The organism is Peribacillus sp. NPDC096540, from assembly GCF_050278525.1.
Lineage (GTDB): Bacteria > Bacillota > Bacilli > Bacillales > DSM-1321 > Peribacillus.
Genome location: NZ_JBNNTG010000005.1, coordinates 186,735 through 211,267, shown reverse-complemented (window position 1 = coordinate 211,267; position 24,533 = coordinate 186,735). Strand labels below are relative to the sequence as shown.

The 24,533-nt window shown below is 40.7% G+C and carries 17 protein-coding genes and 1 other annotated feature; of the genes, 7 read left to right on the top strand and 10 right to left on the bottom strand.

Going from position 1 to position 24,533, the window contains the following annotated elements:
* Window positions 1–59 precede the first annotated feature (59 nt).
* A complete protein-coding gene (gene rpsD / locus ACQKMR_RS07780; RefSeq protein WP_427696775.1) occupies window positions 60–662 on the top strand; it encodes a 30S ribosomal protein S4 in 603 nt (200 codons plus the stop codon).
* A gap of 106 nt (window positions 663–768) precedes the next feature.
* Here rpsD and tyrS read toward each other — a convergent pair whose 3' ends face one another.
* Complete coding sequence (tyrS, locus tag ACQKMR_RS07775) at window positions 769–2,025, bottom strand: tyrosine--tRNA ligase (protein ID WP_427696774.1); 1,257 nt, start codon at window positions 2,023–2,025, stop codon at window positions 769–771.
* A 69-nt stretch (window positions 2,026–2,094) separates the two neighbouring features.
* Window positions 2,095–2,311 (bottom strand) — a binding site (T-box leader).
* A 147-nt stretch (window positions 2,312–2,458) separates the two neighbouring features.
* Between tyrS and ACQKMR_RS07770 the strand changes: the two genes are divergently transcribed.
* Window positions 2,459–5,458, top strand: a complete 3,000-nt coding sequence (locus ACQKMR_RS07770) for a transglycosylase domain-containing protein (RefSeq protein ID WP_427696773.1) — start codon at window positions 2,459–2,461, stop codon at window positions 5,456–5,458.
* A gap of 211 nt (window positions 5,459–5,669) precedes the next feature.
* On the opposite strand, the gene acsA is transcribed toward ACQKMR_RS07770, so the two are convergent.
* On the bottom strand, window positions 5,670–7,388 hold the full coding sequence (gene acsA / locus ACQKMR_RS07765; RefSeq protein ID WP_427696772.1) for an acetate--CoA ligase: 1,719 nt from the start codon (window positions 7,386–7,388) through the stop codon (window positions 5,670–5,672).
* A 354-nt stretch (window positions 7,389–7,742) separates the two neighbouring features.
* Between acsA and ACQKMR_RS07760 the strand changes: the two genes are divergently transcribed.
* The 3 genes from ACQKMR_RS07760 to ACQKMR_RS07750 are packed head-to-tail and all read left to right on the top strand — an operon-like array spanning window position 7,743 to window position 10,227.
* Window positions 7,743–8,375 (top strand): GNAT family N-acetyltransferase, encoded by a 633-nt coding sequence (locus ACQKMR_RS07760; RefSeq protein ID WP_427696771.1) that lies wholly within the window; start codon window positions 7,743–7,745, stop codon window positions 8,373–8,375.
* Between the two features lie 27 nt (window positions 8,376–8,402).
* Window positions 8,403–9,053: an acetoin utilization AcuB family protein gene (locus ACQKMR_RS07755; RefSeq protein WP_427696770.1), complete on the top strand. Its 651-nt coding sequence runs from the start codon at window positions 8,403–8,405 to the stop codon at window positions 9,051–9,053.
* On the top strand, window positions 9,046–10,227 hold the full coding sequence (locus ACQKMR_RS07750) for an acetoin utilization protein AcuC (protein WP_427696769.1): 1,182 nt from the start codon (window positions 9,046–9,048) through the stop codon (window positions 10,225–10,227). The genes ACQKMR_RS07755 and ACQKMR_RS07750 overlap by 8 nt, the downstream gene beginning before the upstream one ends.
* 100 nt (window positions 10,228–10,327) lie before the next feature.
* On the opposite strand, the gene ccpA is transcribed toward ACQKMR_RS07750, so the two are convergent.
* Entirely contained in the window at window positions 10,328–11,332 is a 1,005-nt protein-coding gene (gene ccpA / locus ACQKMR_RS07745; protein ID WP_427696768.1) for a catabolite control protein A, read from the bottom strand.
* Between the two features lie 379 nt (window positions 11,333–11,711).
* On the bottom strand, window positions 11,712–12,788 hold the full coding sequence (locus tag ACQKMR_RS07740; RefSeq protein WP_427696767.1) for a bifunctional 3-deoxy-7-phosphoheptulonate synthase/chorismate mutase: 1,077 nt from the start codon (window positions 12,786–12,788) through the stop codon (window positions 11,712–11,714).
* A 240-nt stretch (window positions 12,789–13,028) separates the two neighbouring features.
* Here ACQKMR_RS07740 and ACQKMR_RS07735 point away from each other — a divergent pair, with 240 nt between their 5' ends.
* A complete protein-coding gene (locus ACQKMR_RS07735) occupies window positions 13,029–15,170 on the top strand; it encodes a cell division protein FtsA (RefSeq protein WP_427696766.1) in 2,142 nt (713 codons plus the stop codon).
* A gap of 56 nt (window positions 15,171–15,226) precedes the next feature.
* On the opposite strand, the gene ytxJ is transcribed toward ACQKMR_RS07735, so the two are convergent.
* The 3 genes from ytxJ to ACQKMR_RS07720 all read right to left on the bottom strand — a co-directional run bounded on the left by ytxJ (window position 15,227) and on the right by ACQKMR_RS07720 (window position 16,826).
* A complete protein-coding gene (gene ytxJ, locus ACQKMR_RS07730) occupies window positions 15,227–15,553 on the bottom strand; it encodes a bacillithiol system redox-active protein YtxJ (protein ID WP_427696765.1) in 327 nt (108 codons plus the stop codon).
* 134 nt (window positions 15,554–15,687) lie between these two features.
* On the bottom strand, window positions 15,688–16,269 hold the full coding sequence (locus tag ACQKMR_RS07725; protein ID WP_427696764.1) for a YtxH domain-containing protein: 582 nt from the start codon (window positions 16,267–16,269) through the stop codon (window positions 15,688–15,690).
* Window positions 16,270–16,316: 47 nt separating this feature from the next.
* The gene (locus tag ACQKMR_RS07720; protein ID WP_427696763.1) at window positions 16,317–16,826 is read right to left on the bottom strand and encodes a DUF948 domain-containing protein; all 510 of its coding nucleotides are present in this window, start codon (window positions 16,824–16,826) and stop codon (window positions 16,317–16,319) included.
* 227 nt (window positions 16,827–17,053) lie between these two features.
* On the opposite strand from ACQKMR_RS07720, the gene ACQKMR_RS07715 reads away from it, so the two are divergent.
* The gene (locus tag ACQKMR_RS07715) at window positions 17,054–18,166 is read left to right on the top strand and encodes an aminopeptidase (RefSeq protein WP_427696762.1); all 1,113 of its coding nucleotides are present in this window, start codon (window positions 17,054–17,056) and stop codon (window positions 18,164–18,166) included.
* Between the two features lie 96 nt (window positions 18,167–18,262).
* On the opposite strand, the gene murC is transcribed toward ACQKMR_RS07715, so the two are convergent.
* The 3 genes from murC to ACQKMR_RS07700 form a co-directional block, all read right to left on the bottom strand.
* Window positions 18,263–19,567 carry a UDP-N-acetylmuramate--L-alanine ligase gene (murC, locus tag ACQKMR_RS07710; protein WP_427696761.1) on the bottom strand — a complete coding sequence of 435 codons (1,305 nt, stop codon included), beginning with the start codon at window positions 19,565–19,567 and terminating at the stop codon, window positions 18,263–18,265.
* Window positions 19,568–19,852: 285 nt separating this feature from the next.
* Entirely contained in the window at window positions 19,853–22,720 is a 2,868-nt protein-coding gene (locus ACQKMR_RS07705) for a DNA translocase FtsK (RefSeq protein ID WP_427696760.1), read from the bottom strand.
* Window positions 22,721–23,126: 406 nt separating this feature from the next.
* The gene (locus ACQKMR_RS07700) at window positions 23,127–24,314 is read right to left on the bottom strand and encodes an amidohydrolase (protein WP_427696759.1); all 1,188 of its coding nucleotides are present in this window, start codon (window positions 24,312–24,314) and stop codon (window positions 23,127–23,129) included.
* Window positions 24,315–24,533: the final 219 nt, after the last annotated feature.

Below are 24,533 nucleotides of genomic sequence, written 5' to 3'. Positions count from 1 at the left end.
GTTCATTCACACGGTTTTTATTTTACCAAAATAAAAACATTTAAAGGAGGAGTCATCCTATGGCTCGTTATACTGGCCCAAGCTGGAAACTATCCCGTCGTTTAGGAATTTCCCTAACAGGTACTGGTAAAGAATTAGAAAAACGTCCTTATGCTCCAGGACAACATGGTCCTAACCAACGTAGAAAAATTTCTGAATATGGAATTCAACTACAAGAGAAACAAAAACTTCGTCACATGTACGGAATCACTGAACGTCAATTCCGTACAATGTTCGACCGCGCTGGCAAAATCAAAGGTGTTCATGGTGAAAACTTCATGGTTCTTCTTGAATCACGTCTTGACAACCTAGTTTACCGTCTTGGTTTAGCTCGTACACGTCGTCAAGCACGTCAACTTGTTAACCACGGTCACATCACTGTAGACGGAAGTCGCGTAGACATCCCTTCTTACAAAGTGTCTCTTGGACAAACAATCTCAGTTCGTGAAAAATCACGTAACTTCTCAATCATTAAAGAATCAGTTGAAGCAACTAACTTCGTACCTGACTTCCTTACTTTTGATGCTGAGAAATTAGAAGGTACTTTCACTCGTTTACCAGAACGTTCTGAATTGCCTGCTGAAATTAACGAAGCTCTTATCGTTGAGTATTACTCTCGTTAATAACTTCAAAAACCCTCATCCTCGGATGGGGGTTTTTTTTGTACAGAACTCAACTCCCAGACATAAATAACAAGGCCCGGCTGAGATTCAACCGGGCCTTGTTATGTCATTTCACTAATGTATATTTCTTCTTACCGCGACGAACAAGGATGAACTCTCCTTCAATCTTAACCTCTTCAGTCACTACATATTGCAGATCAGTCACTTTCTCGCCATTGATGGAGATCGCTCCATTCTGAATATCTTCACGAGCTTGTCGCTTGGATGGAGAAATCTTTGCTTCAACAATAAAATCAACTAAGCTGATCTCTTCCTTACTTTCACGTTCAAAGGTCGGAACATCTCTAAAGCCCAATTTAATTTCGGCAGCACTTAAATTTTTCACCTCACCGCTGAATAAAGCTGCAGAGATTTTGATTGCTTGGTCAAGAGCTTCCTGCCCGTGAATCAAACGTGTCATTTCTTCCCCTAAAGCTTTTTGCGCTTTACGTAAATGCGGTTCAGTCTGCACGGATTGCTCTAACTCTTCAATTTCTTCACGTGATAGGAATGTGAAGAATTTCAAGTATTTCACGACATCAGCATCCGCTGTGTTAATCCAGAATTGGTAAAATTCATATGGAGTCGTTTTTTCCGGATCAAGCCAGATTGCTCCGCCTTCCGTTTTACCGAATTTCGTTCCGTCCGCTTTCGTAACGAGCGGAATCGTCATGCCGAACGCTTTTGCTTCCTCGTCATGCGATTTACGAATCATTTCAAGACCGGTCGTAATGTTACCCCACTGATCACTTCCGCCAATTTGCAACTTACAGTCATGATTATCGTATAAATGACCAAAGTCGATCCCTTGTAAAATTGTATACGCGAATTCCGTAAAAGAAATCCCTGTTTCCAAACGGGAAGCAACCGTGTCTTTTGCCAACATGTAGTTAATGCCGATGTATTTCCCGTAATCACGCAAAAACGTAACCATATCGATTTTACCTATCCAGTCATAGTTATTGACCATAACTGCGCCATTTTCACCTTCAAATTCAAAGATGTGGGATAGCTGCCCTTTAATACAGTCTGCATTATAAAGCACTTTTTCCAAAGTTTGCAGCTGGCGTTCTTCTTTTTTACCGCTTGGATCACCGATAAGTCCAGTCGCTCCGCCTACAAGCACAAGAGGACGATGACCGTGCTGTTGGAAACGGCGCATTGTCAAGAATGGCAGTAGATGTCCGATGTGCATACTATCCGCGGTTGGATCTACCCCACAGTATAAAGAAATTTTCTCTTTTTCTAAAAGATCCTTAAAACCCTCTTCATCCGTTTGTTGATAAATTATCCCTCTCCACTCGAGTTCCTTTAGCAATTCCATTTTATAATTCCTCCTTCAATCCGAAAAAATCCCGCAAAAAGCATACAAAAACGCCCCTTCATATAAATATGAAGGGACGAATAAATTCGCGGTACCACCCAACTTGAGGACATAGTGCGTCCTCCGCTCGAGACGAATAACGGTCGTCAACCGTTTCCTGCTACTAATCGTTTCACAGTAAATGCTCCAGGAAGTAATTCATCTCACTATGTGTACCGATTTCCACTGACCACCGGCTCTCTAAAACAGGGATAGTTTGACTACTGGGTCCTATCATCGCGCTTTTTTAATAAATTTTATTGTTAATAAATTTTTATCATACATAACATTCATTGTCAACATCACCCTTACAGATTCTAGAAAAATATGAAAGTTCGCCTTTCCTTTCCGTGTTATATGCTATAATATATGTGATTTCAGGGGGTATGATACGATGAATAATAATCAAAAAGATAGATTTCAAACAGCATGGAAACAGATAACCCGTTTTTTTAAAAGTGAAAAAACACAAAAGAATGCAAGGGTTACATACCAAGTCATTTGGAACCTAATGTTGATCCTCATTATTGTTGGGGTTCTAGGATTCTCATTCGCCGGTGGCGTTGGAGCCGGCTATTTCGCTGCCATCGTCAATGATGAGCCGGTACGCTCAAAGGAAGATTTAAAAAAGGACATCTACAATTATGAAGAGACCTCTGAGGTATACTTTGCGGATAACGTATACTTGGGCAAGCTTAAGAGTGACCTTGAGCGTGAAGAAGTGTCCATCGATAAAGTTTCCGAGCATCTTAAAAATGCAGTCATCGCTACAGAAGATGAGTATTTTTATGAACATGACGGGGTTGTCCCGAAAGCTATCCTGCGTGCCATTTACCAGGAATTTACGAATGCATCCGTCCAATCGGGAGGAAGTACTTTAACACAACAGCTCATTAAAAACCAGGTACTGACCAACGAAGTATCATTTGACCGGAAAGCAAAAGAAATCCTGCTTGCACTCCGTGTCGAAAAGTTCTTTGAAAAAGAAGAGATTTTGGAAACCTACTTAAACGTCTCCACTCTGGGACGAAATTCTTCCGGTCGTAACATCGCAGGTGTCGAGTCCGCTGCTGAAGGTATTTTCGGCGTGGAGGCCAAAGATCTGACACTGCCTCAATCTGCCTTTATTGCTGGATTGCCGCAAAGTCCTTTTGGCTATACTCCCTATACTCAGCAAGGGAAACTTAAAGATAATCAAGAACCCGGCATTAACCGGATGAAAACGGTTTTAAAACGGATGTATAGTAATGGATACATAACAAAAGAGGAATATGATAAAGCAATCGCATACGACATAACAAAAGACTTTATCGGTAAAAAGGCGTTGCCATCTGAGAAATATCCATGGCTCACCTATGAAATAGAAAAACGCTCCATTGAAATCTTATCTGTCAGTCTAGCAAAAGAAGATGGATATGAAGAGAAAGATTTAAAGAATGATGATTTAAAAAATCAATATCTAGAACTTGCCGATCGTAAGCTGCGTCAAAACGGCTATCAGATTTATACGACGGTCAATAAAGAGATATATGATAAAATGCAGGAAGTTACGAAAAACTATCCGAATTTTGGATACGATAAAGCGGGTGAGCCCGTTGAAGCCGGGGCTATTCTAATCGAAAATAAAACAGGAAAAATCATCAGTTTCGTAGGTGGCCGTGATTTCAAGCGGGAACAGACGAACCATGCAACCGCATCACTGCGATCAAATGGATCAACGATGAAGCCTTTGCTCGTATATGGTCCAGGGATTGAGTTAGGAAAGATCTCACCTGGAAGTGTATCCGCCAACGTACCCATTTCCATTCCAGCAGGCAGCAAAGCGTGGCATCCAGGAAACTATGGCGGCGGAAGCTATACGGGGGTAGCGACAGCCCGTGAGGCCCTGAAGAATTCCTATAATATCCCGGCAGCGCTCTTTTACATGAAAATAATCAACCAAAGGCCGGCTTCCTATTTGGAAAAAATGGGCTTTACAACAGTGACGAAAGATGATTACTCACATCCTTCCATGTCATTGGGAGCGATGGACAAAGGTGTGACCGTTGAAGAAAATGTCAATGCGTTTGGCACATTTGCCAATTCAGGGGAGTTCGTCGATGCTTATATGATTGATAAAATCGTATCGAAGGATGGCGAGGTCATCTATGAACATAAAGTGAAACCAGTGGAAGTATTTTCACCACAAGCCGCTTACCTGACGCTTGATATGATGCGTGATGTCGTAAACAGCGGGACAGCCGCTTCGGTCAGGAACCGACTTGCTTTCTCAAGCGATTGGGCAGGTAAAACCGGAACTTCACAAAACTATTGGGACGCTTGGTTCGTTGCCACCAATCCTAATGTATCATTCGGTACATGGCTGGGATATGACACACCGAAATCCTTACAAGGAACCTATAATGGTCTAGAATATAATAAACGTAATATGTATTATTGGGCAGATCTGATCAATGCCGCATACAAAGTCGATCCTAAACTCATCGACCCCGATAAGCGGTTTGAAATGCCGGGCGGAATTGTCAGCCGTTCCTTCTGTGGCGTTTCAGGACTGCTGCCTTCAAGTGCGTGCCAAAAGGCCGGGCTTGTCAAATCAGATTTATTCATCGCCAAGTATGCTCCTTCTAGAGCAGATAATAGTTTCATAGATGGACAATATGTATCAGTCGGCAGCAAACGCTACGCGGCCCTTCCACAAACGCCTAGTGAATTCACAAGCGGCGGGTTCATGCTGAATCCTGAATCCTTTGGAGATATCGGATTGAAATATGTGGATGACCCGGGAGCCTTGATTCCTGGAGGCAAAAATGGAGGAAATGTCGTAGGGACTAAAGCAAAACTTAATGATAATGGAAAAACGCCTGATGCCCTTTCTATCACTGTAAGTAACAATAAGATTTCATGGGGGCTTCACCCTGAAGGAGATGTCGTCGGCTACCGCGTCTACAATAATGGTAGAAAAGTGGCGAGCATTAAGGCTGGGGATAATCTTGTTTACACTGCCGGCTCAGGTGGATCATATTACGTAACAGCTGTAGATATAGTCGGTAAAGAATCAGCACCTTCGCAACATGTTGAAATCGGCGCTAAAAAAACCAGTGCAAAAACGGAAACTAAAGATACTGGCAATAAATCCAAAGATTCCACTAAGCATAAAGATAATATCGCAAATGAAAAAGTAGATACCGAAGATAAAAAGCCAGACTCAAAAGAAGAGACCGTTACTGTGGAAAAAGACACAGATAAAAACAACACAGATAAAGAAGATACAGGCAAAGATATAAATATAGATAAAGATACAGACAAAGATACTGGCAAAGATACAAATATAGACAAAGAAACAGACCAAAACAAAGATACAGATACAGATAAAGCTGAAGAGGAAGAAGAATAACACGCTTCTTAATTAACCTAGCAGGCTGCCGGAAAACGACCCGGCAGCCTGTTTTTTATAGATTTATAATTTCTTTTCTATGCTATTTAAGTTATTGATGAACTTGATTAGCATTGGACCTTTAAACTTGAGACACATGAAAAAGGCATCCATGCCAATGAACGTGGATGCCTTTTTTTCTACTATTCTTGATTCTAGATAACTCGGCTTTTTAATCTTCCATTGATGATAAATCGCCAGTTGGAAGATCAAGTTCCCAAGCTTTCAAGACCCGGCGCATGATTTTACCGCTTCGTGTTTTCGGAAGTTTATCTCGGAATTCAATTTCACGTGGTGCAGCATGTGCTGCGAGACCCAGCTTAACAAATTGACGAATTTCTTCAATCAATTCATCGTTGGCTTCGTATCCGTCACGAAGGGCAATAAACGCTTTAATAATTTCTCCCCGGACTGGATCTGGCTTCCCGATAACCCCTGCTTCTGCAACGGCTGGATGCTCAACCAACTTGCTTTCCACTTCGAAAGGACCTACTCTTTCCCCGGCTGTCATGATGACATCATCTACGCGGCCTTGGAACCAGAAATATCCTTCTTCATCCATATAAGCGGAGTCCCCAGAAACATACCAATCGCCTGGCATAAAGTAAGATTCATATTTTGACTCGTTATTCCAGACAGTCTTCATCATTGAAGGCCAGCCTTTTTTAATAGCAAGGTTCCCCATTCTGTGCGGAGGAAGCTCTTTACCTTGATCATCCACTATTGCAGCCTCCACACCTGGGATCGGTTTACCCATCGAACCCGGTTTGATTTCCAGGCAAGGATAATTACAGATGAGTTGTGCACCTGTCTCCGTCATCCACCATGTGTCATGGATGCGGTGATTGAATACTTTCATCCCCCAACGGACCACTTCCGGATTCAACGGTTCACCGACACTTAAGACATGGCGGAGAGAACTTAAATCGAATTGTTTAACGATTTCGTCACCTGCGCCCATCAGCATCCTGAATGCAGTCGGTGCACTATACCAGACCGTGACACCAAAGTCTTGCAGAGTTTTGTACCAAGATTCAGGCTTAAATCGACCACCTATGATGACATTAGATGTACCTGTCAGCCATGGACCAAAGATACCGTAAGACGTCCCTGTCACCCATCCAGGATCCGCTGTGCACCAATACACATCTTCCTCCTGTAAATCAAGGACCCACTTTGCCGTTTGATAATGCTGAACCATCGCATTATGTACGTGGAGCACACCTTTTGGATTCCCTGTGGAACCGGATGTATAGTGAAGAATCAGTCCATCCGCGCGGTCCACCCATTCAATCTCAAATTTTTTGTCCGCTTCTTTTAATTTTTTATTAAAGTGATAATATTTTCCTTCTTCTTTGATATTTTCCCCTACTAAGAAAATATGCTTCAAATGGGGCAATTCATCCACCGGGACACGTGGCAAAAGCTCCGGAGTCGTTACTATCACACTTGCCTCGCTATCTTCCAGACGATCTCTTATGGCGCCTTCCATGAAAGCTTCAAACAACGGACCGACGACTGCTCCAGTTTTAATGGCCCCCAGTAATGCAAAATAAAGTTCGGGGGAGCGAGGCATGAAAATGAAAACGCGATCACCCTTTTCCACCTTGGCGATGTTCTTGAACACATTGGCCGCTTGGTTTGAATAATCTTTCATTTCCTTAAATGTATACTTTTCATTTCTTTTTTCATCTTTGTAATAAAGGGCGACCTTGTTTTTTCTGTATGTTTCAACATGGCGGTCAATGGCTTCATATGCGAGATTCACTTTACCTGTTTCAGACCAGGAGAATTCCTTTTCCGCTTCAGACCAGTCAAACGTCTTGTATTTTTCATCGTAATTTTTTAAATTAAAATTACCCTCCACTACTGGCAGACCTTTCACATTCATACGACATACTCCCCCTTTTTTCAGCTTTATACTTTGTATTATAGTATAAAAACCTAATATTCTCAATTTTTAAAAAACTTATTTTTTCCATATTAGGGAAAATTAATCTGCTATAAATTTTGAAAATTCAAGGTGGATAATGCTATAAAAAGGAGGAATACGTATTGATATCTGGAACGTAAAGCAACGTTGTAACAAAAGATTCAAATATGTCTCGAACTTTCAGAATTATGTCACTTGTTTTTTATGTATAATTTATGTAAACTTTCCATTTGGATGGTTTTCAAGCATAATGAATCTTATACTTTGGGATATAAGTATAAAAGATAACTATTTTACGAGGTTGGTGAAGGAATGGAATATAATAAGACCTATTACGCTAAGGAACTGCAGACATTAAGCGGTACACTCATCATTGAAGGCCCGCTTAATGGACAAAAAATGGCATCCTATGAGTTTCACGAAGACTTAGTCGCCTTTCGCCCACCTGCTCTGCAGCATAAAGCGTTAATCGAGATCGCAGACTTGCCTGAGGGCAGAATCTTTATAGCGCGTGAAAATCAAACCATCGTTGGTTATGTAACTTATTTATATCCCGACCCCTTGGAACGCTGGTCAGAAATCAAAATGGACGACCTGATTGAGCTTGGTGCAATCGAAGTCATCCCCAAATATCGGGGTGCCTCCGTCGGGAAGAACTTAATCCGTCTCTCCATGGAAGACGATTCGGTAGAAGACTTTATCATCATTACGACTGAATACTATTGGCATTGGGATTTGAAAGGGACAGGATTGAATGTTTGGGACTATCGCAAAATCATGGAAAAAATGATGAGTGCTGGCGGCTTGGTCTACTTTGCAACAGATGACCCGGAAATCAGTTCCCATCCAGCCAACTGCCTGATGGCTCGGATTGGAAAAAGAGTGCAGCCCGAATCTATCCAGAAGTTCGACCAACTACGTTTTATGAATCGATTTATGTATTAAAAAGGTGAGTAACGAGGAGGAACAAATATGATTGTTGAAAAAATAATGAATGAAGATATTATTTCTCTCACTCCTACAGATACAATCCATAGCGCTGTCTTGATCATTAAGGAGAAACAAATTCGCCATATTCCCATTGTCGATGACAACTTTCAACTTGTAGGATTAGTCAGCGACCGTGATATACGGGATGCTGCTCCTTCTATTTTCCGCACCTCAGAATACAAAAATGATTTACAAAAACCACTAACCAGCATCATGAAAACAGATATAATCACAGGGCATCCGCTCGATTTTGTTGAAGAAATCGGAGCTGTATTTTGTGAAAACAATATCAGCTGCCTGCCAATCGTGAAGGAAAAAAAGTTAGTAGGCATTATAACCGGTTCTGATTTACTTCATTCTTACGTTGAATTAACAGGGGTCAATCAGCCCGGTTCCCAAATTGAAATCAAAGTTCCGAATAAAACAGGGGCCCTTTACGATATTGCCCTTATTTTCAAAAAGCGCAATTTGAATATCCTGAGCACTCTCGTTTATCCGGAAAAGGCTGAAATTGATTATAAGATTCTTGTAATCCGTGTGCAGACAATGAATCCATTTATGGTGGTGGAGGATTTAAAGAAAGAAGGCTATACCGTTTTATGGCCTAGTCTACCGGGGACTTCTCATGACTGATAAATCACTGTTTGTCTATTCTGATGAACTCCTTACCTATAAATTCAGCGACGAGCATCCTTTTAATCAAAAGCGGCTTAAGCTCACGCTAGATTTGTTAAAAAAACACCATGCCATTAGTGATAATCAAATTATAAAACCTAGAATCGCTACCGATGAAGAATTAGAACTGATTCACGACCACCATTATGTAAACGCTGTCAGATTGGCGGGCGAGGGAAAACTTCCTCTTGAAAAAGCCGTGAATTACGGATTAGGAACAGAAGATACTCCAATTTTTCCTAATATGCATGAAGCAAGTGCCTTACTTGTAGGTGGAACCTTAACAGCCGTGGATGCCGTTATGACCGGTCAGTCTCTGCATGCCCTTAATCTTGGTGGGGGCCTGCATCATGGTTTTCGCGGCAAAGCTTCAGGCTTTTGCATTTATAATGATAGTTCGGTCGCGATTAAATACTTACAAAAAAAATATGGCGCACGTGTCTTATATGTCGATACGGATGCCCATCATGGGGACGGGGTACAATGGTCGTTTTATGATGACCCAGATGTCTGCACCCTATCCATTCATGAAACAGGACGTTATTTGTTTCCCGGCACGGGCAATATTAACGAACGAGGACAAGGAAAGGGCTACGGCTATTCATTCAATATTCCCGTCGATGCGTTCACCGAAGATGACTCTTGGCTCGAATGCTACACAGCTGCCTTTAAAGAGGTGGTTGAATTCTTCAAACCGGATGTCATCTTAACACAAAATGGTGCCGATTCTCATTATTATGATCCACTCACCCACCTATCTGCCACCATGAAGATTTACAGGGAAATACCAAAATTGGCTCACGAATTGGCCCATCAATATTGTGAAGGCCGCTGGATTGCAGTTGGCGGCGGAGGCTATGATATATGGCGTGTCGTTCCGCGTGCCTGGTCGAGGGTCTGGCTTGAGATGACGAATAATGATATATCAGGCCCCTTATCGAAAGAATGGGTCAATACATGGCAGCCTGAGTCCCCTGTGACTCTCCCAAATGAGTGGGATGATATGGAGGACATATACGAACCGATCCCAAGGAAACCAGAAATTACCGAAAAGAATGCCCAAACGCTCGAAAAGGCTCTTTATCCCATCCGATCCTCCAAACAAACATCAACAAGCAATGATAAAAGCTGACTAAAAAGGTCGTTGAAAAACGATCTTTTTTTTCGTAAAGTCCCTTCATATAGTTTTACAAAACTAAAAGAGAGTGCCCTAAGGACACTCTCTAATCAACTTATTTCGTTGATTGCCGCTTTTCAATTCGATGTGGTAAGATCACTTTTTCATGACCCTCCTCCACTTTTTCTTTATTCATCAATTTTGTCAGAAGCCTCATTGCAACCGCTCCAATATCGTATAAAGGTTGAACAATCGTCGTAATTTGCGGGCGAACCATTAAGGTCAATCGGGTGTTGTCAAAACTGATCACTTCAAAGTCTTCCGGTACATTATAACCTTTGTCCTGAGCGGCATGGACAATTCCTAGCGCCATTTCATCAGCGCCCACGATAAACGCCGTGGGTTTCTTTTCAGCTTCTAGAAACGTATCAAAAGACTCAATCCCTGAATCATATGTATAATCTCCATCAAAGATATAACTCTCATCGAATGAAATCCCAGCTTCTTTCAACCCTCGTTTATAACCAGCTAATTTCTTTTCATTAATTAGCGCGGACAAGTTTCCGCTTACAAAAGCAATATGCTCGTGACCCTTTTTAGCGAAGAAGGTAACTGCATCAAATGCAGCTGCTTCATAATCAATATTAACAGAATGGACTTGTCCGCTTTCTTCTACTGAACCAGCCAGTACAATTGGAACAGGTGAATTTTTAAACTCTCTCACATGCTCATCAGAAATATTACCACCCATGAATACGATACCATCTACTTGTTTACCAAGCATTGTATTCAACAAATGGAATTCCTTATCTATATTCTCATCAGAACTGCTTAGAATGATATTGTATTTATACATAGTCGCAATATCTTCTATGCCTCGTGCTAACTCGGCAAAAAAGATACTAGAGATATCCGGGATAATAACCCCTACCGTTGTTGTTTTCTTGCTGGCAAGACCCCTCGCCACTGCATTAGGACGGTATCCCAACCTATCAATCACGTCTGAAACTTTCTTTCTTGTTGCAGGCTTTACATTTGGATTCCCGTTTACTACGCGGGAAACAGTGGCCATAGAAACATTCGCTTCGCGTGCCACATCATAAATGGTTATATTATTCATTCATCCATTCCTCCATTTCTTTCATTTTTCCCATAAAAGACTCGAAATATTTGAGAAAAATTCTTTTATACGTTTTTCTTCTATAAGGAAGATTATTTTAGGAACAATCTGACTAACAAAAATGCAGTCCTACTCTTTCTTCTCAGCCATGATTCATAATCTCTACAAGTATAAAATTCACATAGATATCACTTTATGTATGACTCAACCTTCCGAACAGTTCTCATTCTTGTTATTTATCATACGATAGTAGAATCTTTCCTGCAATCCAATAGTGCCTTTTTATAGACTTTTTCTGCAAAAAACAAGTATTTTACCATTAAAAATAGCCCTTGCCAAGATGGTAAGGGCCGTAAGTGCATATTAAAAACTTTCTAACTTATACTGTTACCCAGTTCAAGCGTTTAATTTCTTCGTAGAATTCATCAAATTGTTTGAAGTCCATTTGCTGTGCAGAGTCTGATAAAGCAACAGACGGATCAGGATGAACTTCTGCCATGACACCATCCGCACCGATAGCAAGAGCTGCTTTAGCTGTTGGAAGCAATAGATCGCGTCGTCCAGTAGAATGCGTTACGTCAACCATAACCGGTAAGTGAGTTTCTTGTTTTAAAATCGGAACAGCAGAGATATCAAGTGTATTTCTTGTTGCTTTTTCGTAAGTACGGATACCGCGTTCACAAAGGATGATGTTACCATTACCCTGTGACATGATGTATTCTGCAGCATGAATGAACTCCTCAATTGTTGCAGCAAGTCCTCGTTTCAAGAGAACAGGTTTATTTACGGCACCTGCCGCTTTTAACAAGTCAAAGTTTTGCATGTTACGTGCCCCGATTTGGATGACATCAATGTGTTCAACCGCCGCTTCGATGTCGTTTGCACTCACGATTTCACTGATTACAGCTAAGCCGTATTCATCAGCTACACGCTTAAGAATTTGTAAGCCTTCCAAACCAAGTCCTTGGAAATCGTATGGAGATGTACGTGGTTTATATGCACCACCGCGCATTAGTTTCAAGCCTTTTGCTTTGATGACTTCAGCTACTGCAGCTGTTTGTTCGTAAGATTCAACGGCACATGGTCCGAAAACAAAGCTTGGAATTCCATTCCCAATCAATTCGCCTTTAATATCGATGATTGTATCTTCCGATTTTTGTTTTCTAGAAACAAGAAGCGTTTTCTTCTGGTCATCTTTTTGAAGTTCCAAGCCTAATTTGAAGATTTCTTTGAAAATATGTTTAATCGAACCAAGATCAAGAGGTCCTTGATGATTAGCTTCGATAAGGTCAAGCATTGTTCTTTCACGGACCGGATCGTAACGGTTTACACCTTGTTTTTCTTTGACGCGGCCAATTTCCTGTACAAGTTCAGCACGTTGATTAATAAGATGTAATAACTGAAGGTTCACATCATCCAGTTGATCACGAAGTCCATCAAGCTCTTTGTTGCTCATAACAAATCCATCCCTTCGTTTTTTAAAATATAAACCGGTTCAGTGATTAAAAGCCCAAATTATTTATTTGAATTTTCACTCATTTGCCCCGATTAATTTATCAATGAAAAATTTTATAATATTTCATGTATAATTAAATCAATTATAAATGAAGTATCTATAAATGTCACTACATTTTTCTTTAATAATTAAACGCTTTTAAGCATTAAAGTTATAATAACATAAAAGTAGGTGTTTACCATGCACGAAAAACTGTTTGCTTTAGATATTGGAACACGATCTGTTGTAGGAATTATTTTGGAAAAAGAACAGGAAAGCTATAATATAATAGATATTTTATCTAAAGAGCATTCTGAGAGAGCCATGCTCGATGGACAAATTCATGATGTCCTTGCCGTATCCAAAGTCATTTCTCATATCAAGAGTCAACTGGAGGAAAAACACGGTTCCTTAAAGAAAGTTTCTGTGGCTGCTGCCGGAAGGGCCTTAAAAACAAAACGGGCGGAAATGGCAATCAATATTGGAGGCAAGCCGATGCTGACACGTGAAGATATCCTCCACCTTGAATTCAGTGCCGTCCAGGAAGCACAGGCCATTGTTGCCAAGCAAACCACTTCGCATTCCATGTATTATTGCGTTGGTTATTCTGTTTTATACTACCGGCTTGATGGACAGGAAATAGGTAGCCTAATTGACCAGAGCGGTGATGAAGCATCTGTTGAGATCATTGCTACCTTTCTTCCCAAGGTTGTAGTAGAATCGCTGCTGGCAGCCTTAAAGAGAGCGGATTTGGAAATGCAGGCTCTCACGCTTGAGCCTATAGCGGCTATCAATGTACTCATTCCGTCATCCATGCGGCGATTAAACGTCGCTTTAGTAGATATTGGAGCGGGGACATCCGATATTGCCCTGACGGATTCAGGGACCGTCATAGCCTACGGGATGGTACCAATTGCCGGTGATGAAATAACCGAGGCAATCAGTGACTACCTGCTTCTTGATTTCCCATTAGCCGAAATTGCAAAAAGAGAGTTATTCGATCATGATCATATAACGGTTACAGATATCCTTGGTTTTGCCAACGATTTTTCCAGGGAGGAAATCATCCATAATATTCAGCCCTCACTCGATCGTTTGGCCGAGTCAATCAGTACGGAAATTCTATCTCTGAATAACGCAAGACCCCCTAAAGCAGTGATGCTTGTTGGTGGAGGAAGCCAGACACCAGAGCTTACCCGCCTGTTGGCTGTAAAATTAAATCTACCTGAAAACCGAGTCGCTATTCGTGGTATAGACGCCATCCAAAACCTCGGGATTTCAGATACGATTCAAAAAGGTCCTGAATTGGTTACCCCAATTGGCATAGCTATTGCAGCCGATAAAAACCCGATACAGTATATGAGCGTAACCGTTGACGACCGTCCTATCCGTTTATTCGAGATGAAACGGACAAGGGTGGGGGATTGCCTGCTCACGGCCGGTATCCGGATGAGTAAACTGTATGGAAAGCCTGGGATGGCTAAAATTGTACAAATCAATGGGCAGCAAATTACGCTTCCAGGAGGGCACGGGAAGAAGCCTCTCATTACTCTAAATGGGAAAGAAGTCTCCTTAGATAATGAAGTTAAAAATGAAGATGTCATTATGACCACAAAGGGCGAAGACGGTGAGCCCGCTATTTTACGGATAAGCGATGTGCTTGACGATTACACCAGTAAAAAAGTTACCCTTAATGGAACAGAACATAGGATTTGGGCCTCTATCACCAGAAATGGAAAAGCGGCGTCTAGCAATGAACTTGTTGAGGACCATGATCAAATAACTTGCGACACCCCTGAAACAATCCAAGAATTGATTAAGGCTGTTCAACAGCCTGAGCTCCTTTCTCGTCTTGAACCTTTTTCCTTTCAGTTAAATGGGAGAGCCATTAGGCTCCCGGCCTTAACAGGAAGAATCACTAAAAATGGTTTAGAATCAAAACTTGCCTACTCTTTTGATGATGGAGATGAAATAGAAATCACAAGACGGACCCAGCCAACATTACTTGATGTTGCTGGAGCCCTTAATATTCAGCACACCTTCTCCATCCCTGTTTTTTATGAGGATAAGCAAGTTATCCTTTCGAAGAAAGTAGCTGAGTTCCGGCGGGACAACGAACTTCTTGAAGAGAACGATTTCATTCATACAGGAGATTCAATCAGCTTAGTCCGACAAAAACTAGAACCATTTATTTTTCAGGATGTATTCCGCCATGTCGAAATCGACTTGCCCACTCAAGGAAATAAACGATTTACCCTTATCAAAAACGATCAAGAAACGACCTTTCAAGAAGTAATTTCTCCCGGGGATCATTTAAAAATCCTTTGGCCAACTACTGTATGAATGAAGGCGGAATAAAAAAGCCGGATCCCTCAAGCAGAGGGATCCGGCTTTTTAACTTATTCAGAGATAGCTTTAGTTAATGAATCATATGTAATACGCCAATGAGATTCATTCCAGGCCGGTTTTCCATTTTTAAAAAGAATAACCTGTGGAGATTGATGTTTAATATCATATGTTTCTGCCACATAATTGGATAAAGGACGCGCTTCTTGAACAGCTAAATAGGCTGTTTTTAGTTGAGCGTTCTCTGCCATGTACTTTTCATATTGTTCATATGCTTCAGCACTGACTGGGCATGTTAAACTATGCTTGAAAAGAAGGAATGTATCCTCATTTAAAAGCTCATTGAATTGTTCTTCAGAATCAATTTTATTTATTGTCATTTTTTGCAGTCCCCTTTCATGATTAGCATATTTTATCATCAAAAAGACGATGAAGCTATCGCAGCGCTTCATCGCCTGATTCTTGACAAACTTCTATGCGCCATCACCCGCAATATATGGATGAAGATTCGAGTTTAATTTTTAAAATTATTTTCTGTTTCATCAAATGCTTTTTTCGCTTCATCAAGCTTTAATTTTGCCGTATTCTTGTTTCCGCTTGTAGGATCCGCTGGGGCATTTTCTGTATCGGTGTTGTTATCGTTCGTATAATTGGTTTCAACCGATACGATTGGAGCATCTGAAGTACCAGTTACATCATTATCCCTGTTACTCGAATTTGTAGTATTATCGGCAGCATCACCGTTTTCTTCTTTACCAGCTTTTAAACTTTTCACTTTATTAACAATACCAGATGATTTGTTAGAAACAATTTCAGTGACAGAGCTTGTTTTTTCTTTTGCAGTATCGGCCAGAGCTGTACCTTTTTCCATTGCCGTTTGTCTTAGTTTTTCTGTTTTCTCTGAAAGATTTTTAGCTTGTTCATTTAAATCACTTCTTAGTTCCTTACCTGTTTTCGGAGCCATAAACAGCGCTGTTGCTGCTCCAATCATGCCGCCGATTAAGGCGCCAATCATAAAGTCCTTTGAATTGATAGAGTCGCATTCGTCCTCACATGATTTCTGATAGTCCTTTGTCGGAAATTCTTTTTGAGTCATAGTACATTCCCCTTTCAATTTTCGGTTTATTTTTATTTAACTAGATTTTAAGATCTAGAGCGTAAAAACCTTTTTTTAGGTAAGTTATCTGTTTCTAGTGCTTCTCGTTCTAACTCCGCTCTTTCATTTGGAGTCGGGGCAGTCTGCTTATTTCTGGTTTTCCATTTGTCCCTAATTTCCAAGGCCACATTACCCCATTGTACAATTTGGGAGATTCGCTCTTGATTATTATCAATCTCCGTCTGTACCTTATGGGAAACCTTTTGGACAGAAGAGTTAAAGCTTGAGATGGATGTGCCGACATCCTTCACAGCATCAACTACTGTGTTCAGGTTTTCTGATTTTTGTTGCAAGTCTTCAGCCAACGTATTTGTTTTATGTAGTAGCTGGGTAGTTTCGAGCGTTATGCCCTGCATTTGGCTTTCAAGTCCTGTCAGCGTCCGGGCCACGCTGTCCAAGGTAGCTTGAAGTGATGTTAGTACCTTGGTTAAAAAAATAACAAGGACTAAGAAAGCGATCGCTGCAATTGCAGCACTTACGTATAAAATAATCTCCATTGGAACACCTCCGAAAAAAATCGACTATTAAGTAACTGTTAGTAATTAGTTACCCCTTCCCTGTTATTATAAACGTTTTTATTTTTTCAATATACCCTACCAAACCCTAATCTGGAAATATTGTTGTCTAAAACCATTTCCTCCATAGGAGTCTATAGATGAACTTATGGCAATAAATCGGGTATGATAGAAAGATAAGTCGAATTTAAACAATGGAGGTATTTTTTATGAAAGATCCTAGGATTGAAACATTAGCAAATAACTTAATCAATTATTCCGTGAAGCTTCAAAAAGGTGAAAAAGTCTTAATAGAAAATTTCGGATTGCAGCGTGAACTTGTTAACGCCCTTGTGAATGAAGCCTATGCAGCAGGTGGCTACCCGTTCGTCCTTTTAAAAGACCACCAGGTGGATCGTTCCTTGTTAATGGGTGCTCAAGAAGAACAATACAAGATGATGGGTGAGTTTGAAGCAAACGTAATGAGCCAGATGGATGCTTATATCGGGCTTCGTGCCGGGGATAATATCAATGAGCAGTCCGATGTCCCAGCAGAGAAAATGGCAATTCATGGCCAAACAGTCGGGAAAGTACATAGAAATATCCGCGTACCAAAAACAAAATGGGTCGTACTTCGCTACCCGACAAATTCCATGGCCCAATTAGCCAAAATGAGTACAGAAGCATTCGAAGATTTCTATTTCGAAGTCTGCAACCTCGACTACGGCAAAATGAGCGAAGCAATGGACAAGCTTGTTGAATTGATGGATAAAACAGATAAAGTCCGCTTAACAGGTCCCAGAACGGACTTATCCTTCTCCATCAAAGACATTAAAGCTATCAAATGTGCAGGTGAGCTCAACATTCCTGACGGTGAAGTATATACGGCTCCTGTGAAGGATTCAATCAATGGTGTGATTTCATATAATACTCCGTCCCCTTATCAGGGTTTTACTTTTGAAAACGTGAAGTTAACATTCAAGGATGGGAAAATTGTTGAAGCAATTGCGAATGATACTGAACGCATCAACAAAATTTTTGATACAGATGAAGGCGCACGTTATGTCGGTGAATTTGCGATTGGTGTAAATCCTTATATTCTACACCCGATGCAAGATATCCTCTTTGATGAAAAAATTGATGGAAGTTTTCATTTTACCCCCGGACAATGCTATGATGATGCCTTTAACGGAAATCATTCAAACATTCACTGGGACCTAGTCAATATCCAGCGCCCTGAATATGGCGGAGGAGAAATCTATTTTGATGATGTCTTGATTCGCAAGGACGGACGCTTTGTTTTACCTGAACTGGAAAAATTAAATCCAGAAAATTTAAAATAATATTTAACCCGCCGCAATCTGTTTTGCGGCGGGTTTTTTATATGGATCTAAACTGAAAAAAAAATGACCGACCCGCTAACGGATTGGCCATTTTTTTTATTTAACCTGTAGTAACTGCTCATAGGCCGCCTGGAACTTTTGAATGTCCCCTGCACCCATAAATAGTACGACACTGTTTTCATGATTTTGCAATATTGATGTTGTGTTCTCCGTTATCAGCTCGGCACCAGGAATTTTCTCTTGAAGATCTTCAATCGACAGTTTTCCTTGGTGTTCACGAGCAGATCCAAAAATTTCGCATAAGTATACTTTGTCGGCTAAATTCAAGCTGTCAGCAAATTCATCCAGGAAAGCTTGCGTTCTTGAGAAAGTATGTGGCTGGAATACCGCAATAACTTCATGCTCTGGATATTTTTGACGCGCTGAGTCAACAGTTGCTGAGATTTCAGTCGGATGATGCGCATAATCATCAATGATGATTTGACTTCCGATTTCCTTTTCAGAGAACCGGCGTTTGACTCCGCCAAAAGTCCGTAATTGGGCTTTCACAGCTTCTGTATCCAAGCTTTCATATTTACAAAGTGCAATGACACCTAGTGCATTCAACACATTATGCTTTCCGTAAGTCGGAATAGTAAATGTATCATAATAATTGTTTCTTACATGCACATCGAATGTAGTGCCATCTGGAGTGACGGAAACGTTTTTCGCTTGAAAATCATTTCCTTCAGCAAATCCGTAAAAAATAACCGGTACCTTCGCCTGAATATGTGGTAAATGCTCATCATCTCCGCACGCAATAATGCCTTTGTTGACTTGTAGAGCCATCGTTTGGAATGCCTCAAACACGTCTTCAACATTGGCAAAATAATCAGGATGATCGAAATCAATATTCGTCATGATTGCATAATCCGGATAATAAGAAAGGAAATGACGGCGATATTCACATGCTTCAAATACGAAGTAATTAGAATCCACAATCCCTTTACCCGTTCCATCCCCAATCAAATAGGATGTTGGTTTTACGCCACCCATAACATGGGCCAGTAATCCGGTTGTCGATGTTTTACCATGCGCTCCCGTAACAGCCACACTGATATAGTTTTTCATGAAATCACCAAGGAAACGGTGATAACGGATGATTGGCAAACCCAGTTCCATTGCCTTAACGATTTCCGGATGGGTGTCCGGGAACGCATTCCCTGCAATGATGGTCATTCCAGGTTGTATATTTTCCTCATTGAAAGGAAGAATTTTTATCCCGGCTTTTTCTAACGCTAATTGTGTAAAAAATTCTTTTTCATAGTCGGAACCCTGCACTTCAATATTCATATCATGCAGTATTTGAGCAAGAGCGCTCATACCCGATCCTTTAATTCCCACAAAATGGTAAGCAGTCATAAAGCGAACCTCCACCAATCGTCTACCTGTATGACAGTATATGACGTCATCTTTTATTTGTTTTTTCATTACGAGACTTGAAAGAAACGCAATTTCTTCATAGGTTTTTTATGCTTATATTTTCAATCACTCATCAACAAAAAACTATTATACCACTTTTTTATTCATTCATCCATGTCAGGCAGATACCAAATTATCAAATCATTGGCTATTCTGTCATTAAAGGTGATAACACCGCGTTTTCACCCTTTCACATTATATACAATTTCCTTTTAATAGGTTCTCTTAATTCACATGCAAAAATTCAAGTTCTTCTTCTGTGATTAAAACATCACGAGGTCTGCTGCCTCTTGATTCCGAAACAACCCCCTGCTGCTCCATCATTTCTATTAGACGCGCTGCCCGGTTATAACCGACACGGAAGCGTCTTTGGACACTTGATGCTGATGCAGCCTGCTGACTCACAACAAATTCACATGCCTCAAAGAATAGCTCATCTGCATCTTCAGTAACCTGTGCCCGATTTAACAAATCTTCTTGCTCAAATAAATACTTCGGCTGCTGCTCCAGTTTCACGTGGTTGACGACTTGATCAATCTCTTCGTCACTTACAAAAGTTCCTTGCAAGCGCACCGTTTTTGATGAGCCGTTTTCAGCAAATAACATATCCCCTTTTCCTAACAGCTTTTCTGCCCCTCCGCTATCGATAATCGTGCGTGAGTCGACTTGGGAAGAAACAGAGAACGCGATTCTTGTCGGAATATTGGCCTTGATTAATCCTGTTATGACATCGACTGACGGTCGCTGTGTGGCCACAATTAAATGAATACCACAGGCACGGGCCTTTTGAGCAATCCGACAGATAGCTTCCTCGACATCAGCTGGGGACATCATCATTAAATCCGCCAGCTCATCAATAATCACCAAAATATAAGGTAGCTTGCTTGAATATTGTCCAGCTTTTTCTGCTTGGTCATTAAAGCGGCTTATATCACGGACGCCGGCATGAACAAACAATTCATAACGCCGTTCCATTTCCTCTACCGCCCATTTCAGGGAAGCTGTAGCGGCCTTTACATCAGTTATGACTGGACTGACCAAATGCGGAATCCGGTTATATGGAGCAAGCTCGACCATTTTCGGATCGATTAATAGTAATTTCAACTCCTGAGGCGTCGCTTTATACAGCAAGCTAACCAACATCGTGTTGATACAGACACTTTTCCCTGATCCGGTTTGTCCGGCGATCAGGCCATGCGGCATTTTTCTTAAATCAGTGATAATCGGCTGCCCTGATATATCGAGTCCAAGTGCCACAGCAAGCGGTGATTCATTCTCTTGAAATTCAGTACTTTCCAGAACCTCTCGTAAAAATACCGGCTTACTTTTCCTGTTTGGAATCTCGATACCAATTGTATGCTTACCCGGAATAGGTGCTTCCATCCGCATATCCTGAGCAGCTAGGCTTAATTTGATATCATCCATCAAGTTAGTTACTTTATTTACCTTCACACCCGGTTCGGGATGCACCTCGAAACGAGTCACTGCTGGTCCTTGCGTGACATTGACAACTTTTGCCCGGACATTAAAGTTCTTCAGTGTCTCATCTAGTAATAATGTCTGCTCCTCAAGCCACTCATCATCATGCTCTGCGTAGGTAGGAGGTGTCAGCAAATCAATCTTCGGAAACATATAATAAGGATTGTCGTCCACTTCTGTTGACACCAGAGTTTCTGAGATATCCTTGCTGCTTCTTCCTTCTACCTCTGTTACAGCCTCTGTATTCGGTTCTTTTTGATCAACAATTTCAGAAGTTTTCATTTCCGGCATGAAAGGCGAGACATGGCCCCTACTAGATTTCATATTGGATTCACCGGCATTCTCAGGTTCTGCTACCGTTACGGATTCATACCGCGTTTCTGGGAAGCTTATAGGTTCTGGCATGACCGGCTTCTCTTCCAACACGATTCGGTCTGCCTCTGCTTTCAATTCATGAACGGGTTGTACGGGTTGTCCAGAACCTGTCTCATCAGGATTTATTGTAGGTTTCTTTTCAAAAGAAGCTACTCGTCTCTCTGAATCAGGGCTTTTTTTTTCCGCTATAATCTTATTTTGGTATTGAGTTTTTTCCCGATCCTGCTTAAGCATCATCACATTAAAAGGAATATGTTTCTTTTTGCTTTTAGGTTGTTCTTCCGTAATTGTGGCAGCGGGTTCGCTTTCTATATCAATCACTTTACTTTCGACAGGTTCCTCGACATATTCCGGTGTTGGTTGTATAACTTCTTCCATGGGAGCTACGAAAGCTTCAGTCGGTGTAGCTTCCACTTGTTCCATAATCGAAACAGCCACTTCCCGTCCAAAATCACCCTGATCCAGTTCGAAGGCTTCTAATTCTTCCACCTGTTCAGAATTAGGTTCAGAAGGTTCACTTGCTACTTCCTCAAGGGGTGTCGCAGGCGCGTTTTTACGGAAATAAGCGGGAATCTCCGACATCTCTTCTTTCCTTTTTTCTTCTACTTGTTCTGGTGCAAGAACAGAAGGTTCAATTGTTAATTCCTCATAGGCCACTTCTTTTGTGTTGTTAGGGATATACGCCGGAACTTCTGGCTCTTCTTTTTTGAGAACAGGCTGCTTGTTTTCCAATTCATACTCGACAATTCGCTCAGTAGTGACCGTCTTTTTATCTGGACGACGGAACCCATATATAGGTGAGGGAATTTCCGTCGGACGGAATGGAGTATTCGATGGAGCTATTTTTTTTGTTGATTCACGATCGACGCTTCTATGCTTTGGTTCAGGTCCCTTCACAGGACTTCTAGCTTTGGTCACTTTTTCCTGTTCAGGCTCACGCTCTTCCCTTTTTCTTTCCCTAGGCTTTCTTTTGTGATGCTCTTGGTCAGGAATGAGCGGAAACTTAAATTGTCCTTTCGGATATTGAAATAGGATTTTTGTATCCGGATCATTCACCTGGGACATTTTCGCCACTTGTTGATTGTATTCTTTTATTTCTTCTTTCTTTGTCTTTGCAAGCTTGGAAAAATCCATATTCTTTAATGTTTCTTCATCTATGGGTTCATCTATAATTATTTCTTCAATCTCAATAATTTCCTCTGCTTGGAACCACTTCTTCATCTTATTTAGCCATTTCAAACCTATCACTCTTTCTACTATCTGTAGTTATGTAACTAATTCTACCAGTTATTTATAAAATATCGAGAGAATTTAAGCTGAATAGGAATTTGTATGTGCTTTTTTATATTTATTTGTACTAATCCTTCGATTTTCGCATAACACTTATCCTATTAAACCCCTTCTGAAAAGAGTTTAAACCTATTCTTTATAAAATAATATTAGCCATTAGTCTACTATTTAAATAAAACACCGCTGTTAAATGATGTTTACAAAGAGATTAAGTTTTAATACAACTATATCATCTTTGGTGAATACTTCTAGTTTAATGAATGGAGCGGCAAGATTCTACAAAACACCGTTCGGTTAAACCGAACGGTGTTTTGGGGGTTAGATAACTTTTTTAGAAAAGAAGGACTACAGTTGACTAATCTAATTCATAAAAACTACATACAACTTGCGCCACTGATTTGGCCGCAATCAGAAGCGCATCTTCATCGATATCGAATTTCGGATGATGATTGAAATACACCTTCTCTACCCCTTTTGGTTTACAGCCAATGTAAAAGAAACAACCAGAAGTTTTTTCCGCATAATATGAAAAATCTTCTGATCCTGAGAACATTGGGAATTCTAAGACCTGCTTAATATCTGGGTCATTCATGTTTTGAAGGCTATTTTTCACAAATTCAGTCATTTTAGGATCATTATATAAAGGTGGATAATCAGGCATATATAAAAGCTCACACTGAACATCAAATTCTGTTTCAATCCCCTTAACAATCCGGTGTATTTCCTTGCTTATCAGCTGTTGGGTCTCCTCTGTCATATAGCGTACATCCCCTTCAATCTCTATCCGGTCTTTTATGACATTAAAGCTTCCTTTTCCATCGAAAGAACCAATAGTGACAACGCCCATATCAAATGGGTTCAAGCGACGGCTAATTACAGTTTGAACAGCTGTGACAAAATGGGAACCTGCAACAATAGCATCATTAGCCATATGTGGGGAAGAACCATGGCCGCCTACACCTTTTATCCCTAACTGGAAATAAGTCCTGCCAGCCATCGAATAGCCGCTACGATACCCCACCTCTCCAGCTGGATGTGAAGGGAATAAATGCGTTCCAAAAACTGCATCTAGATCATCTAGCACCCCTGATTCCACGATGCTTTTTGCCCCTCCTGGCGGTACTTCTTCAGCATGCTGATGGATGATTTTAATAGTACCAGAAAGAGACGATTTCAACTGAATGAGGCAATCTGCCAAGACTAATAGATAAGCTGTATGTCCATCATGTCCGCAAGCATGCATCACACCTTCATTTTTAGACATGAATGGAACCTCGGTTTCTTCTAAAATAGGCAGCGCATCAAAATCTGCACGAAGACCTATCGTTTTTCCTGGTTCCCCTCCTTCGATTGTTACAATGATTCCTAATCCATTTCCAACATTCGTTTGAATATCCACATCTTTTCCCTTATAAAAATCAATGATATATTGTGCCGTTTTTTCTTCCTTAAAGGAAAGCTCCGGGTTTTCGTGTAAATAACGACGAATTTGAATCATTTCATTTTTACGCATTTCTAACATGTTCATTAATTGATTTTTCATAGTTATTGTCCCCCTTTAAATATCGGGCTTGCTTATTATTTGAGGAGAATATTAATTAAGAAATGTTTCTTTCGTTCAAACATCGAAATGTTAACGGATTTTCTTAAAGAAGACTATTAAATAGTTTGAGAACTCTGTGTATACCAAAACCATAAGAGAAATGATTTTTAATTTTGGGTTTAGCAATTTGTTTTATTCGCGTCATCTTAAATCTTACAT

What these genes read in the sequence shown, in the direction of transcription:
- tyrS (WP_427696774.1), bottom strand. Translation starts at nt 2,025, where the DNA reads ATGGAATTGCTAAAGGAACTCGAGTGGAGAGGGATAATTTATCAACAA.
- ACQKMR_RS07750 (WP_427696769.1), top strand. Translation starts at nt 9,046, where the DNA reads ATGACTGATAAATCACTGTTTGTCTATTCTGATGAACTCCTTACCTAT.
- ACQKMR_RS07740 (WP_427696767.1), bottom strand. Translation starts at nt 12,788, where the DNA reads ATGAGCAACAAAGAGCTTGATGGACTTCGTGATCAACTGGATGATGTG.
- rpsD (WP_427696775.1), top strand. Translation starts at nt 60, where the DNA reads ATGGCTCGTTATACTGGCCCAAGCTGGAAACTATCCCGTCGTTTAGGA.
- ccpA (WP_427696768.1), bottom strand. Translation starts at nt 11,332, where the DNA reads ATGAATAATATAACCATTTATGATGTGGCACGCGAAGCGAATGTTTCT.
- ACQKMR_RS07770 (WP_427696773.1), top strand. Translation starts at nt 2,459, where the DNA reads ATGAATAATAATCAAAAAGATAGATTTCAAACAGCATGGAAACAGATA.
- ACQKMR_RS07755 (WP_427696770.1), top strand. Translation starts at nt 8,403, where the DNA reads ATGATTGTTGAAAAAATAATGAATGAAGATATTATTTCTCTCACTCCT.
- ACQKMR_RS07735 (WP_427696766.1), top strand. Translation starts at nt 13,029, where the DNA reads ATGCACGAAAAACTGTTTGCTTTAGATATTGGAACACGATCTGTTGTA.
- ACQKMR_RS07720 (WP_427696763.1), bottom strand. Translation starts at nt 16,826, where the DNA reads ATGGAGATTATTTTATACGTAAGTGCTGCAATTGCAGCGATCGCTTTC.
- ytxJ (WP_427696765.1), bottom strand. Translation starts at nt 15,553, where the DNA reads ATGACAATAAATAAAATTGATTCTGAAGAACAATTCAATGAGCTTTTA.
- ACQKMR_RS07700 (WP_427696759.1), bottom strand. Translation starts at nt 24,314, where the DNA reads ATGAAAAATCAATTAATGAACATGTTAGAAATGCGTAAAAATGAAATG.
- acsA (WP_427696772.1), bottom strand. Translation starts at nt 7,388, where the DNA reads ATGAATGTGAAAGGTCTGCCAGTAGTGGAGGGTAATTTTAATTTAAAA.
- ACQKMR_RS07715 (WP_427696762.1), top strand. Translation starts at nt 17,054, where the DNA reads ATGAAAGATCCTAGGATTGAAACATTAGCAAATAACTTAATCAATTAT.
- ACQKMR_RS07725 (WP_427696764.1), bottom strand. Translation starts at nt 16,269, where the DNA reads ATGACTCAAAAAGAATTTCCGACAAAGGACTATCAGAAATCATGTGAG.
- murC (WP_427696761.1), bottom strand. Translation starts at nt 19,567, where the DNA reads ATGACTGCTTACCATTTTGTGGGAATTAAAGGATCGGGTATGAGCGCT.
- ACQKMR_RS07760 (WP_427696771.1), top strand. Translation starts at nt 7,743, where the DNA reads ATGGAATATAATAAGACCTATTACGCTAAGGAACTGCAGACATTAAGC.